Source organism: Streptomyces sp. PA03-3a (assembly GCF_033792735.1).
Taxonomy (GTDB): Bacteria; Actinomycetota; Actinomycetes; order Streptomycetales; family Streptomycetaceae; genus Actinacidiphila.
Window position 1 is genome coordinate 133,328 of the sequence record NZ_JARAVM010000023.1, and the last position, 15,642, is coordinate 148,969.

Annotated in this window: 12 protein-coding genes and 1 pseudogene; 5 read left to right on the top strand and 8 right to left on the bottom strand. The window is 72.1% G+C overall.

All coding sequences use genetic code 11. The annotated features are described in order from the left end of the window. Positions 1-13: 13 nt before the first annotated feature. A complete protein-coding gene (locus tag PV342_RS26385) occupies positions 14-1,702 on the bottom strand; it encodes an urease subunit alpha (protein WP_500318832.1) in 1,689 nt (562 codons plus the stop codon). Continuing rightward, a complete protein-coding gene (ureA, locus tag PV342_RS26390) occupies positions 1,699-2,382 on the bottom strand; it encodes an urease subunit gamma (RefSeq protein WP_329185566.1) in 684 nt (227 codons plus the stop codon). The genes PV342_RS26385 and ureA overlap by 4 nt, the downstream gene beginning before the upstream one ends. A 147-nt stretch (positions 2,383-2,529) precedes the next feature. Between ureA and PV342_RS26395 the strand changes: the two genes are divergently transcribed. After that, positions 2,530-3,339, top strand: coding sequence for a cytosine permease (locus tag PV342_RS26395; RefSeq protein ID WP_500318834.1), 810 nt, complete (start codon positions 2,530-2,532; stop codon positions 3,337-3,339). Between the two features lie 66 nt (positions 3,340-3,405). Beyond that, positions 3,406-3,540: a hypothetical protein gene (locus tag PV342_RS26400; RefSeq protein WP_400802318.1), complete on the top strand. Its 135-nt coding sequence runs from the start codon at positions 3,406-3,408 to the stop codon at positions 3,538-3,540. 97 nt (positions 3,541-3,637) lie between these two features. On the opposite strand, the gene PV342_RS26405 is transcribed toward PV342_RS26400, so the two are convergent. Together PV342_RS26405 and PV342_RS26410 are read right to left on the bottom strand one after the other, a co-directional pair. Next, entirely contained in the window at positions 3,638-4,726 is a 1,089-nt protein-coding gene (locus PV342_RS26405) for a branched-chain amino acid aminotransferase (RefSeq protein ID WP_018562043.1), read from the bottom strand. A 208-nt stretch (positions 4,727-4,934) separates the two neighbouring features. Continuing rightward, on the bottom strand, positions 4,935-5,972 hold the full coding sequence (locus PV342_RS26410) for a 3-isopropylmalate dehydrogenase (protein WP_400802316.1): 1,038 nt from the start codon (positions 5,970-5,972) through the stop codon (positions 4,935-4,937). A 130-nt stretch (positions 5,973-6,102) separates the two neighbouring features. Here PV342_RS26410 and PV342_RS26415 point away from each other — a divergent pair, with 130 nt between their 5' ends. Further along, complete coding sequence (locus tag PV342_RS26415; protein WP_500318837.1) at positions 6,103-7,710, top strand: purple acid phosphatase family protein; 1,608 nt, start codon at positions 6,103-6,105, stop codon at positions 7,708-7,710. Positions 7,711-8,130: 420 nt separating this feature from the next. Here PV342_RS26415 and pruA read toward each other — a convergent pair whose 3' ends face one another. Continuing rightward, positions 8,131-9,771 carry an L-glutamate gamma-semialdehyde dehydrogenase gene (pruA, locus tag PV342_RS26420; RefSeq protein ID WP_018562039.1) on the bottom strand — a complete coding sequence of 547 codons (1,641 nt, stop codon included), beginning with the start codon at positions 9,769-9,771 and terminating at the stop codon, positions 8,131-8,133. A gap of 35 nt (positions 9,772-9,806) precedes the next feature. Continuing rightward, entirely contained in the window at positions 9,807-10,736 is a 930-nt protein-coding gene (locus PV342_RS26425) for a proline dehydrogenase family protein (RefSeq protein WP_018562038.1), read from the bottom strand. A 142-nt stretch (positions 10,737-10,878) separates the two neighbouring features. Here PV342_RS26425 and PV342_RS26430 point away from each other — a divergent pair, with 142 nt between their 5' ends. Both PV342_RS26430 and PV342_RS26435 read left to right on the top strand, forming a co-directional pair. Further along, positions 10,879-12,066: a PucR family transcriptional regulator gene (locus PV342_RS26430; RefSeq protein ID WP_400802309.1), complete on the top strand. Its 1,188-nt coding sequence runs from the start codon at positions 10,879-10,881 to the stop codon at positions 12,064-12,066. A 153-nt stretch (positions 12,067-12,219) separates the two neighbouring features. Further along, entirely contained in the window at positions 12,220-13,527 is a 1,308-nt protein-coding gene (locus tag PV342_RS26435) for a glycosyltransferase 87 family protein (protein WP_400802307.1), read from the top strand. Here PV342_RS26435 and serA read toward each other — a convergent pair. Further along, positions 13,511-15,100 (bottom strand): phosphoglycerate dehydrogenase, encoded by a 1,590-nt coding sequence (gene serA, locus PV342_RS26440; protein WP_018562035.1) that lies wholly within the window; start codon positions 15,098-15,100, stop codon positions 13,511-13,513. The two genes, PV342_RS26435 and serA, sit on opposite strands and share 17 nt — an antisense overlap. Positions 15,101-15,353: 253 nt before the next feature. Beyond that, a pseudogene (locus PV342_RS26445) lies at positions 15,354-15,642 on the bottom strand (ketol-acid reductoisomerase); the annotation flags it as partial.

Genomic DNA, 15,642 nt, shown 5'->3' on the forward strand with positions numbered 1-15,642 from the left:
GCGCTGGTCCTCGTCACAAGAAGTAGAGACGGCTGAGCGGCACCTGCTCCGCGGGCTCGGAGCGCAGCGGGTCGCCGTCAAGGGTCACCAGGCCCGTCGTGCCGTCCACGTCCACCTGCCCGGTACGGGAGTTGAGGACGAGGTCGGCCGGACCGATGCCGCGGGTGCCGCGCACGGCGACCCGGCGGCGCCGGGTGGGCATCCGGTCGTGCTCCAGCTCCAGTGCGGGGCGGGCCACGAACGCCACGGACAGGTCGGCGGCGGTGGCGCCGTGGGCCCCGAACAGCGGGCCGAGGACGAGCGGTTCGCAGGTGTCGGTGGCGGCGTTGGGATCGCCGGTGACCCCGTACGCGGGGAAGCCGGACTTGAGCACCATCTGCGGCTTGGCGCCGAAGTACTGCGGCCGCCAGAGCACGATGTCGGCGAGCTTGCCGACCTCGATCGAGCCGATCTCGTGGGCGAGGCCGTGGGCGATCGCCGGGTTGAGGGTGAGCTTGGCGACGTAGCGCAGCACGCGGGCGTTGTCGTCGTCCGGGCCGTCCCCTTCCAGCGGACCGCGCTCGGCCTTCATCTTCCCGGCCATCGCGAAGGTGCGGCGCACGGTCTCGCCGGCGCGGCCCATGCCCTGGGCGTCGGAGGAGGTGATGCCGATCGCGCCCAGGTCGTGCAGCACGTCCTCGGCGCCCATCGTGCCGGCGCGGATGCGGTCGCGGGCCATGGCCGCGTCGCCCGGCAGGTCGGGCTTGAGGTCGTGGACGGAGACGATCATCCCGTAGTGCTCGCCGACCGCGTCCCGGCCGAAGGGCAGGGTGGGGTTGGTGGAGGAGCCGATGACGTTGGGCACGCCCGCCATCTTCAGCACGTTGGGGACGTGCCCGCCGCCGCAGCCCTCGATGTGGAAGGCGTGGATCGTGCGGCCCTCCAGCACCCGCAGGGTGTCCTCCACGGACAGGCACTCGTTCAGGCCGTCGCTGTGCAGGGCGACCTGGACGTCGTACTCCTCGGCGACGCGCAGCGCGGTGTCCAGGGCGCGGGTGTGGGCGCCCATGTCCTCGTGGACCTTGAAGCCGCACGCTCCGCCCTCGGCGAGCGCCTCGACCAGCGGCGCCGGGTCGGAGGACGAACCGCGCCCGAGGAAGCCGATGTTGACGGGCCAGGCGTCGAAGGCGTTGAACGCGTGGCGCAGCGCCCAGGGCGAGTTGACGCCGACGCCCCAGACGGGCCCGAACTCCTGGCCGATGATCGTCGTGACCCCGGAGGCGAGCGAGGCCTCCATGATGCGCGGCGACAGCAGGTGGACATGGGTGTCCACGGCTCCGGCGGTGGCGATCAGCCCCTCGCCGGACACGATGGAGGTGCCCGTGCCGACCACGACGTCGACCCCGTCGAGGGTGTCGGGGTTGCCCGCCCGGCCGATGGCGTGGATGCGGCCCTCGCGGATGCCGACGGACACCTTGCGGATGCCGACGGCCGCGTCGATGACCAGTACGTTGCTGATCACCACGTCGCAGGTCTCGCGGACGGCGGCGGCCTTGAGCGCCAGTCCGTCGCGGGCGGTCTTGCCGAACCCGGCGAGGAACTCGTCCCCGGGCCGCTGGGAGTCCGACTCGACGCGGACCACCAGGCCCGAGTCGCCCAGCCTGACCCGGTCCCCGGCGCGCGGTCCGTGCACGGCGGCGTACTCGTGGGGGTCGATGCTCATCGCCGCGCTCCCAGGTATCCGCAGGCGGCGGCCCGCCGCAGCGCCTCCGCCTTCGCGCCGGGCGCGTCGAGCGGTCCGTCGACGAGCCCGGCGAAACCGATCACCACGCGGTCGCCACCGATCGGGACGAGCCCGACCTCCCGCTCCTCCCCCGGGCCGAAGCGCACCGAGGAACCTGCCGGGACGTGCAGCCGCATGCCGTACGCGGCCGAACGGTCGAAGTCCAGCCGGGGGTTGGCCTCGAAGAAGTGGAAGTGCGAGGTCACGCTGACCGGTACGGAGGCGGTGTTGCGCACGGCCACCACCGCTTCCGGGGACCGCTCGGGCCGAGCCGGTCCGGGCAGCACGGCGCCGGGGGCCTGCGACCCCATCGAGCCCCCGCCGATCGGGTCGGTGACGACGGCCAGCCGCGAGCCGTCGTCGAAGACGGCCTCCACATGGACCTCGGTGACGACGTCCGCCACGCCGGGCAGCACGTCCGCGGGCCCGAGCACGGCACGGCCGGCCTCGACGGCCTCCGCGAGGCGCGCGCCGTCCCGCGCGGCCTCGCAGACCGCGTCGGCGATCAGTGCGGTGGCCTCGGGCACGTTGAGCCGCAGCCCGCGCGCCCGGCGGGCCCGGGCCAGCTCCGCCGCGCCGAACAGCAGCAGCCGGTCGCGCTCGGTCGGGGTGAGCCTCACGCCTGCGCACCTCCCACGTCGACCTCCCACATCGATCACTGATTAGAGCAACACTCTAAACCCGAAAGCCACCCCGGGGAAGTATTGACGTCAGGAAGTGGTCGGAGGAAATTGAGTGGCGTTCTAACTTTCCCGGAACGGCAAGCCGTGGTGTACGCCCTGCTTGCGGCGTGCACCGCCACGTCCGCGGTCTTCGGCTACCGGATGCTGCTGCGACTTAGCCGCGCCCTGTCCATAGGCCTGACGGTGCTGCTGGTGATCGGGGTCGTCGCGTACGCGGGCGACTTCACCACGGCCGCGCCCACCGGCACGGAGTACCTGCTCGGTGGCTTCTGGCCGACCTGGCTGCTCGCCCCGGTCTCGGCGGCCCTGAGCGGGCCGATCGCGTTCATCACGCTGCTGGGCGACTACACGCGCTACATATCGCCGCGCCGCTTCTCCCAGCCGCGCGTGTTCCGGGCCAGCTGCGCCGGGCTCGTCGCCGGGCTGCTGGTGCCCCACCTCTTCGGCACCCGCACCGCGCTCGCCGTCGGGGCCGGCGAGGACTACGCGGGGCCCCTCGTCGCGGCTGCCCCCGCGTGGTACCTGGTGCCGCTGCTGGTCAACGCCTCGGCCGGCTCCGGCGGGCAACGCGGGGCTGATGCTCTACAGCACGTGCCTGGGACCTGGACGCGATCCTGCCGCGAGCGACGCGCACGCAGGCGACCTACGTGGTCGCCGCGGTCTCCACGCTGCTGGTCTACCTCGGGCACTTCGCCTGGGCCGCACAGGACGCTGACCTCCTTCGTCCCGCTGCTCACCGCCGTGGGCACCCCGTGGGCGGTGATCACCCTCATCGGGTTCGCCCGGGTACGGGGGCGCTGCGACGCCGACGCCCTCCAGGTCTGCAACCGGCGCGCCCGCGGCGGTCTGTACTGGTACCACGGCGGCGGGAACGTGCGGGCCGCGGTCGCCTGACCGGCGGGGTCGGGCATCGGGCTGCTCTCCGTCGAGACCCCGGCGTACAGCGGGCCCCTGCTGCCCGTGACCGGCGGGATCGACCTCGGCCTTCTGGATTCAGGCGCCGTCACGGCCGCGGTGTACCTGGTGCTCGACGCGGGCCGCCCGCACCCCGTGCCGCCGGTGCGGACGCCGGAACGGATCGCGGTCACCGTGTGAGACGGATCGCTCCCCGCCCGGCCGCGCCGCGGCGCGGCAGGAGTGCGGCGCCGCCCCGGCCCTGCCCCGGGCGGCGCCGTACGGGGACGGCGGGCGGTCAGCCGCCCAGGGGGTGCATCCAGCCGTGGACGTCGGGGGACTGGCCGGTCTGGATGTCGAGCAGCGCCTTGCGCAGCTTCATCGTGACCTCGCCGGACCCCCCGTCGCCGACGGTCCAGTCCGCGCGGGTGGACTTCACGGAACCGACCGGCGTGATGACCGCAGCGGTGCCGCAGGCGAAGACCTCGGTCAGCGATCCGTCCGCGTTGCCGTTCTTCCAGTCGTCCACGGAGATGCGGCCCTCGCTCACCTCGTAGCCGAGGTCGGCGGCGATGCGCAGCAGCGATGCGCGGGTGATGCCGGGGAGGAGGGAGCCGGTGAGCTCGGGGGTGACGATCCTGTCCCCGTACACGAAGTACAGGTTCATGCCGCCCATCTCCTCGATCCAGCGGCGCTCGATCGCGTCGAGCCACACGACCTGGTCGCAGCCGTGCTCGATGGCCTGGGCCTGCGCGACCAGGGACGCGGCGTAGTTGCCGCCCGCCTTCGCGGCGCCGGTGCCGCCGGGCGCGGCACGGACGTACTCCTCGGAGAGCCACACGGAGACCGGCTTGACGCCACCGGGGAAGTACGCGCCCGCCGGGGAGGCGATGACCATGAACAGGTACTCGTTGGCCGGCTTGACGCCGAGGCCGACCTCGGTGGCGAACATGAACGGGCGCAGGTAGAGGGACTGCTCGCCCTGGCTGGGCACCCACTCCTTGTCCTGGCTGACGAGCGCGTCGACGGCGGCGATGAAGGTCTCGACGGGCAGCTCCGGCATGGCCAGGCGGCGGGCGGAGGCCTGGAAGCGCTCGGCGTTGGCCTCGGGACGGAAGGTGGCGACGGACCCGTCGGGCTGACGGTAGGCCTTCAGCCCCTCGAAGATCGTCTGCGCGTAGTGCAGCGTCATGTTCGCGGGGTCGATGGAGAGCGGCGCGTACGGCACGAGCTCCGCGTCGTGCCAGCCGCGGCCCTCGGTCCACCGGATCGTCACCATGTGGTCGGTGAAGTGGCGGCCGAAGCCGGGGCTGGCGAGGATCGCCTCGCGCTGCGCGTGGGGCAGCGGGTGCGAGGACGGCTTGAGCTCGATCGTGGGCGTCGTCATGTGTGGTGTCCTTCGCGTCAGGGTCAGGGCGGACCGCACCCGACGTCCTCAGCTGCTAGGACGTCCGAGTTTCCCCTCGCACAGCGGCCCCACCGCCGATTATCGCAGCGGCGGGGCCGAGGACGTACATGCGCGGCCCGGGAGGTGGAGGTCAGTCGTGGTGCGGTCGCTGACCGGCCGGGCCGACTGGCGGAGGCTTACCCGGCGGTCAGCCGGCTACTCGCGCGGCGAGCGCGTCGCCGATCTCGGAGGTGCTGCGCGTCGCGGAACGCTCGGCGAGGTCCGCGGCGACGGCGGCCTCGATCCGCTCGGCCTCGGCGGTGTACCCGAGGTGTTGCAGCAGCATGCCGACCGAGAGCACGGTGGCGGTCGGATCGGCCTTGCCCTGGCCGGCGATGTCCGGGGCGGAGCCGTGCACCGGCTCGAACATCGAGGGGTACTCGCCGCCCGGGTTGATGTTGCCGCTGGCGGCGAGGCCGATGCCACCGGTCACGGCGGCGGCCAGGTCGGTGAGGATGTCACCGAAGAGGTTGTCGGTGACGATCACGTCGAAGCGCTCGGGCTGGGTGACGAAGAAGATCGTCGCCGCGTCCACGTGCAGGTAGTCGGTGGCGACCTCGGGGTACTCCTCGCCGACCCTGTCGAAGATGTTCTTCCACAGGTGGCCGGCGTGCACGAGGACGTTGTTCTTGTGGACCAGCGTCAGCTTCCTGCGAGGACGCGCCTGGGCGCGGGCGTAGGCGTCGCGCACCACGCGCTCGATGCCGAACGCCGTGTTGAGGCTCACCTCGGTGGCCACCTCCTGCGGCGTACCGGTGCGCAGGGAACCGCCGTTGCCGACGTAGGGGCCCTCGGTTCCCTCGCGGACGACGACGAAGTCGATGTCAGGCTCACCGGCCAGCGGGCCCTTCACTCCGGGGAAGAGCCGGGAGGGGCGCAGGTTGACGTGGTGGTCGAAGGCGAAGCGGAGCTTCAGCAGCAGACCGCGCTCCAGGACGCCGGAGGGCACCGAAGGGTCGCCGACCGCGCCCAGCAGGATGGCGTCGTGCGCCTTGAGCTGCTCCAGTTCCGCGTCCGGCAGGGTCTCGCCGGTCTCGTGCCAGCGCTTGGCGCCGAGACTGTACTCCTTGGTCTCCAGCTTCACGTCCTGCGGAAGGACGGCGGACAGGACCTTGAGGCCCTCTGCCACCACTTCCTGGCCGATTCCGTCACCGGGGATCACTGCGAGACTGACGCTGCGAGACATGGCGAGAACCCTACTCTCCCGTCCAGGGAATGACACGTGATGTCCGCATGGCGGACGCGGTGCGTGCCCGCCGGGTGCTGTTCACCCGTCTGACCGTGCTGAGTCGGCGGCGGAGGGGAACTCCCTGTCCATGGACACTCCACGGATGGGCATCGACGAGCACCTCGCCGGCCGTCTGAGCATGGCGGAGCAGCACGCCCACCTGCGGGAGCGGCATTCCCGCAGACGGGTGATCCGGGGCGGCGTCGCGGCCGCCGGGGTCGTCGCCGGGGCCGGTGTGCTGGGCGCGTCCGCGTACGCCGGCGGGGAGACCGCCGCGCCGGCGCGCTTCCCCGAGGTGCTCGCCCCGCCGGCCGCGGCGCATGTGGACGGTGCGCTGGTGGCCCCGTTCGGCCGTCACCTGGCCTTCGGCGCCGACCCCGAAACGCAGATGCGCGTCTCCTGGCAGGTGCCGCTGCCGGTGCGGGGGCCGTTCGTACGGGTGGGGCTGCGCCCCTGGGACCTGGGGCAGCGGATCGAGGCGCAGGTGCGCTCGCTGCACACCGCCGCGCTCGGCAAGGAACTGCCCGCGGTGGAGCAGTACTACCTGCACGCGGCGCTCGACGGGCTGCGCCCCGGCACCACGTATTACTACGGCGTGGGGCACCGGGGCTTCGACCCCGCCGTGCCGTCCGCCTACGGCACGATCAACTCCTTCACCACCGCCCCGGACCCCGCGCAGCGCCGGCCGTTCGTGTTCACGGCCTTCGGCGACCAGGGCGTCAGCTACCACGCGCTGGCCAACGACAGTCTGATCCTGGCTCAGAACCCCGCGTTCCATCTGCACGCGGGCGACATCTGCTACGCCGACGACTCCGGCCACGGCGCCAAGGACGACATCTACGACGCGCGCGTCTGGGACCAGTTCCTCGCCCAGACCGAGAGCGTCGCCGCACGCGTCCCGTGGATGGTCGCGCTCGGCAACCACGACATGGAGGCCTGGTACTCCCCCAACGGCTACGGCGGCCAGGAGGCCCGCTGGACCCTGCCGGGTGACGGCCCTGACCCGGCGCGGATCCCCGGCGCGTACTCCTTCGCCTATGGCAACGTGGCCGTCGTGGCGCTGGACGCCAACGACGTGTCCTACGAGATCCCGGCCAACCGGGGGATCAGCGGCGGCCGGCAGACGGCCTGGCTGGACCGGCGGCTGGGCGAGCTGCGGGCGCGGCGCGGCACCGACTTCCTGGTCGTCTTCTTCCACCACTGCGCCTACTCGACCACCAGCGCGCACGCCTCCGAGGGCGGGGTGCGCGAGGCCTGGGTGCCGCTCTTCGAGAAGCACCGGGTCGACCTGGTGGTCAACGGGCACAACCACGTCTACGAGCGCACCGACGCGGTACGCCGCGACGCGGTGGGCAGCGCCGTCCCCGTCGGGGCGACCACGCACCCCGAGCGGGACGGCATCGTCTACGTCACGGCGGGCGGCGCGGGGAAGAGCCTGTACGCCTTCCCCGTACCGGACAGCCACGAGGGGCGGGTCAAGGACCTGGACAGCGTGGACACCTATCGCTGGGTGAAGGGTGCCCACAAGGCGACGGAAACCGTGGAGTGGTCACGCGTCCGCTACACCGGCCACTCGTTCCTGTCCGTGGAGTCGCTGCCCGCGCCGTCCGGCAGGACGGCGCGGCTGGTCGTCTCGGCACTCGCCGAGAACGGCAGACGGATCGATCACTTCACCATCGCGCGCACGGCCAGATAGGCCAGGCGCCGCAGACGGCTGATCCGGCGGGGCACGAGGGGGCCGCTCATCGCGGCTCGTGACCCGTCGAGCCGCCGTTGTCACGGCGGTCCAGGGCGCGCTGGAGGGCTTCGGCGGCGTTCTTGCGGGCGGTCTCGTCCATGGTGAACAGCTCCCGGAGAAGAAGAGGAGGGTTGTGTCGCCATAGAACGGGGCGGGGAGCGGCGCTGCAGGGGGTGACCTGCCAGAGGTGCGCGGCTGACGTCCGCCGGTCGCTGGTGGAGCGAGACGTTCGGCTTCTACAAAGCTAGGACAGCTCGGCCGATCTGTCTCCACAATTACTCGGACTTCCTACTATCTGAGACGGCGAAGGCCCGGCACCCCACGGAATCGGGGGTACCGGGCCCTGCCCCTTGCGGGCTCGTCCGGGTGACGCGGAGGTCAGCCCATGTGCGGGTAGCGGTAGTCGGTCGGGGGCACCAGGGCCTCCTTGATCGACCGGGTCGACGTCCAGCGCATGAGGTTCTGCGCGGCACCCGCCTTGTCGTTGGTGCCGGAGGCACGGCCGCCGCCGAAGGGCTGCTGGCCGACCACGGCGCCGGTGGACTTGTCGTTGATGTAGAAGTTGCCCGCGGCGAAGCGCAGCCTGTCCATGACGTGCGCGACGGCGGCGCGGTCACGGGAGACCACCGAGCCGGTCAGCGCGTACGCGGCGACCGATTCCATCTGGGTGAGCATCGCCTCGAAGGCGCCCTCGTCGGCGTCGTCGTAGACGTGCACGCCGAGGACCGGGCCGAAGTACTCCTCGCGGAAGATCTCGTTCTCCGGGTCGGAGGAGACCAGCACGGTCGGCCGGACGAAGTAGCCGACGCTGTCGTCGTAGGTGCCGCCGGCGACGACCTCGACGGTCGGGTCGGCCTTGGCGCGGTCGATGGCGGCCTTGTTCTTGGCGAAGGCGCGCTCGTCGATCACCGCGCCAATGAAGTTCGACAGGTCGGTGACGTCACCCATGGTGAGGCCGTCGACCTCCGCCGCGAACTCCTCCTTGAAGCCGTTCTCCCACAGCGAGCGCGGGATGTAGGCGCGGGAGGTCGCGGAGCACTTCTGGCCCTGGTACTCGAAGGCGCCGCGGGTCAGCGCGGTCTTCAGCACCGCCGGGTCGGCCGACGGGTGGGCGACGACGAAGTCCTTGCCGCCGGTCTCGCCGACGATCCGCGGGTAGGAGCGGTACTTGTCGATGTTGTTGCCGACCGTCTTCCACAGGTGCTGGAAGGTCCGGGTGGAACCGGTGAAGTGGATGCCGGCCAGGTCCGGGTGCTCCAGGGCGACCTCGGAGACGGCGATGCCGTCGCCGGTGACCAGGTTGATGACGCCCTTGGGCAGCCCGGCCTCCTCCAGCAGCTCCATCAGCAGCACGGCGGCGTGCGTCTGGGTCGGGGACGGCTTCCACACCACGACGTTGCCCATCAGGGCCGGGGCGGTCGGCAGGTTGCCGGCGATCGCGGTGAAGTTGAAGGGCGTGATCGCGTAGACGAAGCCCTCGAGCGGGCGGTGGTCGAGGCGGTTCCACACACCCGGGGAGTTGGCGATCGGCTGCTCGGCCAGGATCTGCCGGGCGAAGTGCACGTTGAAGCGCCAGAAGTCGACCAGCTCGCAGGGGCTGTCGATCTCGGCCTGCTGCGCGGTCTTGGACTGGCCGAGCATCGTCGAGGCGGCGATCGTCTCGCGCCAGGGGCCGGCCAGCAGGTCCGCCGCGCGCAGGATGATGGCGGCGCGGTCGTCGAAGGACATGGCGCGCCAGGCCGGGGCGGCGGCCAGTGCGGCCTCGACGGCGTCGCGGGCGTCGTCCTGGGTGGCGTTGGCGTAGGTGCCGAGGCGGGCGCCGTGGTTGTGCGGCTGTACGACGTCGAAGCGCTCGCCGCCGCCCATCCGCCGCACGCCGCCGATGGTCATCGGCAGCTCGACGGGGTTCCCGGCCAGCTCCTTCAGCTTCGCCTCCAGCCGGGCCCGCTCCGGGCTCCCCGGGGCGTAGGAGTGCACCGGCTCGTTCACCGGGGCGGGGACCTGGGTCACAGCGTCCATGGAAGACAGCTCCTTGTGTCCTTGTGGGGTCGTGGTCAGCGGGTGGGGAGGAAGGACCGCAGGAAGAAGGCCAGGTTCGCCGGCCGCTCCGCGAGACGCCGCATGAAGTACCCGTACCAGTCTGCGCCGTACGGGACGTAGATGCGCATGCGCTCGCCCTCTTCGGCCAGCCGCCGCTGCTCGGCGGTGCGGATGCCGTACAGCATCTGGAACTCGTACGAGCCCTGCTTTCGGCCGTGCCGGTGGGCGAGCTCCTGGGCGATGGAGATCAGCCGAGGGTCGTGGGACCCGATCATCGGGTAGCCCTCGCCCGCCATCAGGATCTTCAGGCAGCGCACGTAGGCGCGGTCGACCTCGGCCTTGTCCTGGTGGGCCACATTGGCGGGCTCCTTGTAGGCGCCCTTGACCAGGCGCACGCGGGAGCCGGCGACGGCGAGGTTGCGGGCGTCCTCCTCGGTGCGGAAGAGGTACGACTGCAGGACGGCGCCGGTGCCGGGGTGGCGCAGGCGCAGGTCGTCGAGGATCGCGAGGGTGGAGTCGACCGTGGTGTGGTCCTCCATGTCGAGCGTGACCGTGGTGCCGATCTCGCTCGCCAGGTCGGCGACGGGGCGGACGTTCTCCAGCGCGATGTCGTGGCCGCCGGACGGCAGGGCCTGCCCGAAGGCGGACAGCTTGACGGAGACCTCGGCGCGGGTGCCCAGGCCCTCGGCCTTCAGTGCCTCCAGCAGCCGCAGGTAGGCGTCGCGGGTGGCGAGCGCGGTCGCCTTGTCGGTGACGTCCTCACCCAGGTGGTCGAGCGTGACCTCCAGGCCCGAGGCGGCCAGCGACCGCACGGTGTCCATGGCGGGCGCCAGCTCGTCACCCGCGATGAAGCGGTTCACCACGGGGCGGGTGATCGGCGCGCCCGCGACGACGCGGCGCATACGGTCGCTGCGCGAGGCGGCGAGCAGCACGGGACCGAGCACGGTCTCCTCCTGGTTGAAGGGCTGCCCAGGGGGCAGGCAGCGTCGCCGTGAAATCTAGGATTCACCTACCCCGCCCGCCATCGACAGCTGTCACGCATCCGATCGGCATCGCTCATACAGATGTATGAGGGAGAATGGCGGCGTGCGTGGTGACTACCAGGAGCTGGTCGACGAGGTCTCGGCGCTGCTCGGCGCCCCGGCGACCCTGGAGGACCGCGACTTCCGGCTGATCGCCTTCGGCGCCCACGACAGCGACGACGACGGCGCCATGGACCCGGTGCGCACCCGGTCGATCCTCACCCGCCGCTCCACCGCCGAGGTCCGCTCGTGGTTCGAGCGCTTCGGCATCGCCCGGGCCACGGCCCCCGTCCGCATCCCGGCCGCGCCCGACGCCGGGGTCTTCAGGCCCCGGCTGTGCCTGCCGGTGCGGCACGGCGGCGTCGTGCACGGCTACGTGTGGCTGCTGGACACCAGCGGGCACACCGACGCCCAGCTGGCCGCCGCCATGGCGGTCGCCGCCCGCATCGGCGCACTGCTGGCCGCCGAGTCCCGCGCGGGCGCCGACGCCGGCCGGGCGCTGGGCGACCTCCTCGGCTCCGCCCCCGGGCCCGGCCGCACGGCCGCCCGTGAGGCGCTGCGGGAGGCACTCGGCCCGGACGCGGACGAGGCCCACGCGATGGTGTGCGTCCTGCCCTGGCCGGGCGGCGAGGACGGCGACGCACCGGGGCCGCGCAGCGTGCCGGGCGCCGCCGCGCTGTGCGTGGTGCCGCCGCAGGAAAGCACCCCCGACACTCACCGGGAGCCCCCGGTCGCGGCGCTCGCCGCCCTGGTACGGCTGCGCTCGGCGACGATGTCGGGGCCGGCGCTCACCGCGGCCGCACGGCTGATGGAGGGCAACGGCAGGGCGGTGGAACCGAGCGCGCGGGCCGGGATCAGCACCCCCCGCCAGGGGCTCGCCGAACTGCCCGAGGCGTGGCACGAGGCCGTCTCCGCCGCCCGCGCCGCCCGCGCCCAGCCGCGGCTCGGTCGCACCGCGGAGTGGGACGCCATCGGCCCCTACCGGATGCTGGCCGCGCTGCCCGCCGGTGCGGTGGATCCGGCGGTGCGTCCGCTGCTCGACCCCTCGCACTCCGACCTCGCACACACCGCCGAGGTGTACCTCGACCGTGCGGGGCAGGCCGGGCGCGCCGCCGCGGAGCTCCGGATACACCGGCAGACGCTCTACTACCGGCTGTCCCGCATCGAGCGGCTGACCGGCCTCGACCTGGACGACGGGGAGGACCGGCTGCTGCTCCACATAGCCCTCAAGACGGCCGGGCTCGGGGACTGAAGGGACTGTTGCCGACCCGGGGGGGCACAAGTAACGTGACGCGAGGCTCGGGCCGGCAGGGCCCAGGGGGGCTTGATGACACGCGTAGGACGTGGGCGAACCGCGCGTCCGGCGCGGACACCGCGGATGGCGAAACAAGGGGATCGGGAGCCGGTGACTCATTCCACGGACGCCCACGGACGCGAACGCCCAGCGCTGTGGAGGACGCCGCCGATCGTTCCCGGCAGACCTCGCGCCGACCGCAGACTGCTCCTCGCCGGGCTGCTGCTGGTCGTGTCGCTGGCCGCCTTCACCGCGCTGTGCCTGTCGATGGCCGTGCCCATGGCCGACATGCAGGTCTACCGCGCCGAGGGCGCGGCCGCCGTCGACGGCACCGACCTGTACGGCTTCACCGTCACCGAGTGGAACCTCCCGGCGACCTACCCGCCGTTCGCCGCGCTGCTGTTCGTGCCGACGACATGGCTGCCCGTACCCCTGCTGAAGCTGGCCTTCATGGGCGGCAACCTGCTGCTGCTCGGGCTGCTGGCGTACCTGTCCTGCCGGGCGACGGGATGGCCGCGCGCCCGCGGTTCGCGCTGGGTGGTGGTCCTCCTGGCCATGGCCCTCGGGCTGTGGCTGGAGCCGGTCTTCCAGACGATGCTCTACGGCCAGATCAACCTGCTGCTCGCGGTGCTGGTGCTGTGGGACCTGAGCAGGCCGGACGGCGCACGCGGCAAGGGCATCGCGATCGGCGTGGCGGCGGGCATCAAGCTCACCCCCGCGATCTTCGCCGTCTACCTGCTGCTGACCGGCCGCCGGAAGGAGGCCGCGGTCGCCGCCGCCGGGTTCGCCGGGACCACACTGCTGGGGGCGCTCGCGCTGCCCGGCGCGACGGTCGACTACTGGACCCGCTGCCTCTTCGACACCAGCCGCATCGGCAAGGTGTGGATCGTCGACAACCAGTCGCTGCAGGGCTTCGCCGCCCGGGTGCTGCACACCGCCCACCCCGGTGCGGTATGGGCCGTCGCCGCGCTCGTGGTGGCCTGCGCGGGGCTCGCGGTCTCGGTACGGATGGGCCGGCTGGGCCGGGAGGCCTGGGGCGTGGTGTGCTGCGCGGTGACGGCGCTGCTCATCACGCCGATCAGCTGGTCGCACCACTGGGTGTGGTGCGTGCCGATGCTGATCCTGCTCGCCGCCGAGGCGCCGCGCTGGGCGCTGCGGGCGGCGGCGGTGGTCTTCCTGGCGCGCACCCTGTGGATCGTGCCGAAGGCCGGTGACCTCGATCTGCACCTGGCGTGGTGGCTGCAGCCCTTGGCCTCTCCGTACCCGGTGCTGGGCCTGGTCTTCCTCGCGGCGGTGGCGCTGCGCTTCCGGCCCGGCTCCCCCGCGATGGCGACGCTGACGGCGAAGGGGCGGCCGACCCGGATCGCCCGGGTCGGCCGCCCCCAGCGGAGCGAACCGGTCGTCAGTCCTCGAGATTGACCGCGCGGGCCGAGGTGGCGCCGATCTCCTCGGCGATCTCGGCCAGCACCGGCGCGGGGATCGCGGTGTCGACGGTGAGCGCGACCAGCGCCTCGCCGCCGGCCTGGTCGCGGGCGACCTGCATGCCCGCGATGTTGATGCCGGCGTCGCCCAGGATGCGGCCGATGGTGCCGACGACACCGGGGCGGTCGATGTAGCGCAGGAAGCCCATGTGCTCGGCGAAGACCAGGTCCACGTCGTCGTCGCCGACGGCGACGATCTTCTGGATGTGCTTGGGACCCGCCAGCGTGCCGGAGACGGACACCTCGGTGCCGTCCGAGAGGGTGCCCCGCACGGTGACCAGGTTGCGGTGGTCGGGCGACTCGCTGCTGGTGGTGAGGCGGACCTCGACGCCGCGCTCCTGCGCGAAGAGCGGGGCGTTGACGTAGCTGACGGTCTCGTCGACGACGTCCTCGAAGACGCCCTTGAGGGCCGAGAGCTCCAGCACCTTCACGTCGTGCTGGGTGATCTCGCCGCGCACCTCCACGTCGAGACGGACCGCCACCTCGCCCGCGAGGGCGGTGAAGATCCGGCCGAGCTTCTCGGCGAGGGGCAGGCCGGGGCGGACGTCCTCGGCGATGACCCCGCCCTGGACGTTGACCGCGTCCGGCACCAGCTCACCGGCGAGGGCGAGGCGCACCGAGCGGGCGACGGAGATGCCCGCCTTCTCCTGGGCCTCGTCGGTGGACGCGCCCAGGTGCGGGGTGGCCACCACGTTGTCGAACTGGAAGAGCGGGGAGTCCGTGCAGGGCTCCTTGGCGTACACGTCCAGGCCGGCGCCGCCGACCCGGCCCTCCTTGAGCGCGGCGAAGAGCGCCTCCTCGTCCACGATGCCGCCGCGCGCGGCGTTGACGATGCGGACGTGCGGCTTGACCTTGCGCAGCGCCTCCTCGCCGATGAGGCCGACCGTCTCCGGGGTCTTGGGGAGGTGCACCGTGATGAAGTCGGAGACCTGCAGCAGCTCGTCGAGGCTGAGGATCTTCACGCCCATCTGGGCGGCGCGAGCGGGCTGGATGTAGGGGTCGTACGCGACGATCTTCATCCCGAAGGCCGACATGCGCTGGGCCACCAGGGCGCCGATGCGGCCGAGGCCGACCACGCCGAGGGTCTTCTCGGCGAGCTCGACGCCGGTGTACTTGTTGCGCTTCCACTCGCCCTGCTTGAGGGCCGCGTTCGCGGGGGCGATGTTGCGGGCGACGGAGATCAGCAGACCGCAGGCGAGCTCGGCGGCGGTGACGATGTTGGAGGTCGGGGCGTTGACCACCATGACGCCGGCCTTGGTGGCGGCGGAGACGTCCACGTTGTCCAGGCCGACGCCCGCGCGGGCCACGACCTTGAGCTTGGAGGCGGCCGCGACGGCCTCGGCGTCGACCTTGGTGGCGCTGCGGATCAGGATGGCGTCGACATCGGTGATCGCGCTCAGGAGTTCGGCTCGGTCGGCGCCGTTGCAGTGCCGGATCTCGAAGTCCGGACCGAGGGCGTCGACGGTGGCAGGCGACAGCTCTTCAGCGATGAGTACGACGGGGTTGCTCACGTGAGTCCTCACTAGTCCCTGGTCTACGGCCGCGTCCCGACGGCCGAAGGCGGTGGAGAGGGATGGCATGCCGCGTGGAAGACGCACGACGCTGTGAGCCTGACGCGCTTGTTAGTGGAGTCTATCGGCGGCGGGCCCGGCATCCTGCGCCAACGTGGAAGGATCACCCGCACGAGGGTGTACGGGGTGGCCAAAGCGGCAGGTCCCGGGGGCGCGGCGCCCCCGGGACCGTGCAGACCGCGGTGCGGAGGACTTACGCCTCCTCGTCGACCCAGCTCATGAGCTTGCGGAGCTTCTTGCCGGTGGTCTCCAGCAGGTGGTTCTCGTCGGCCTTCTTGTACTCGTTGTAGCGCTGCAGGCCGGCGTTGTACTCGGCGATCCAGTTGTTGGCGAAGGAGCCGTCCTGGATCTCCGCGAGGACCTTCTTCATCTCGGCCTTGGTCGCGTCGGTGATGATGCGGGGACCGGTGACGTAGTCGCCCCACTCGGCGGTCTCGGAGATCGACCAGCGCATCTTCTCCAGGCCGCCCTCGTACATCAGG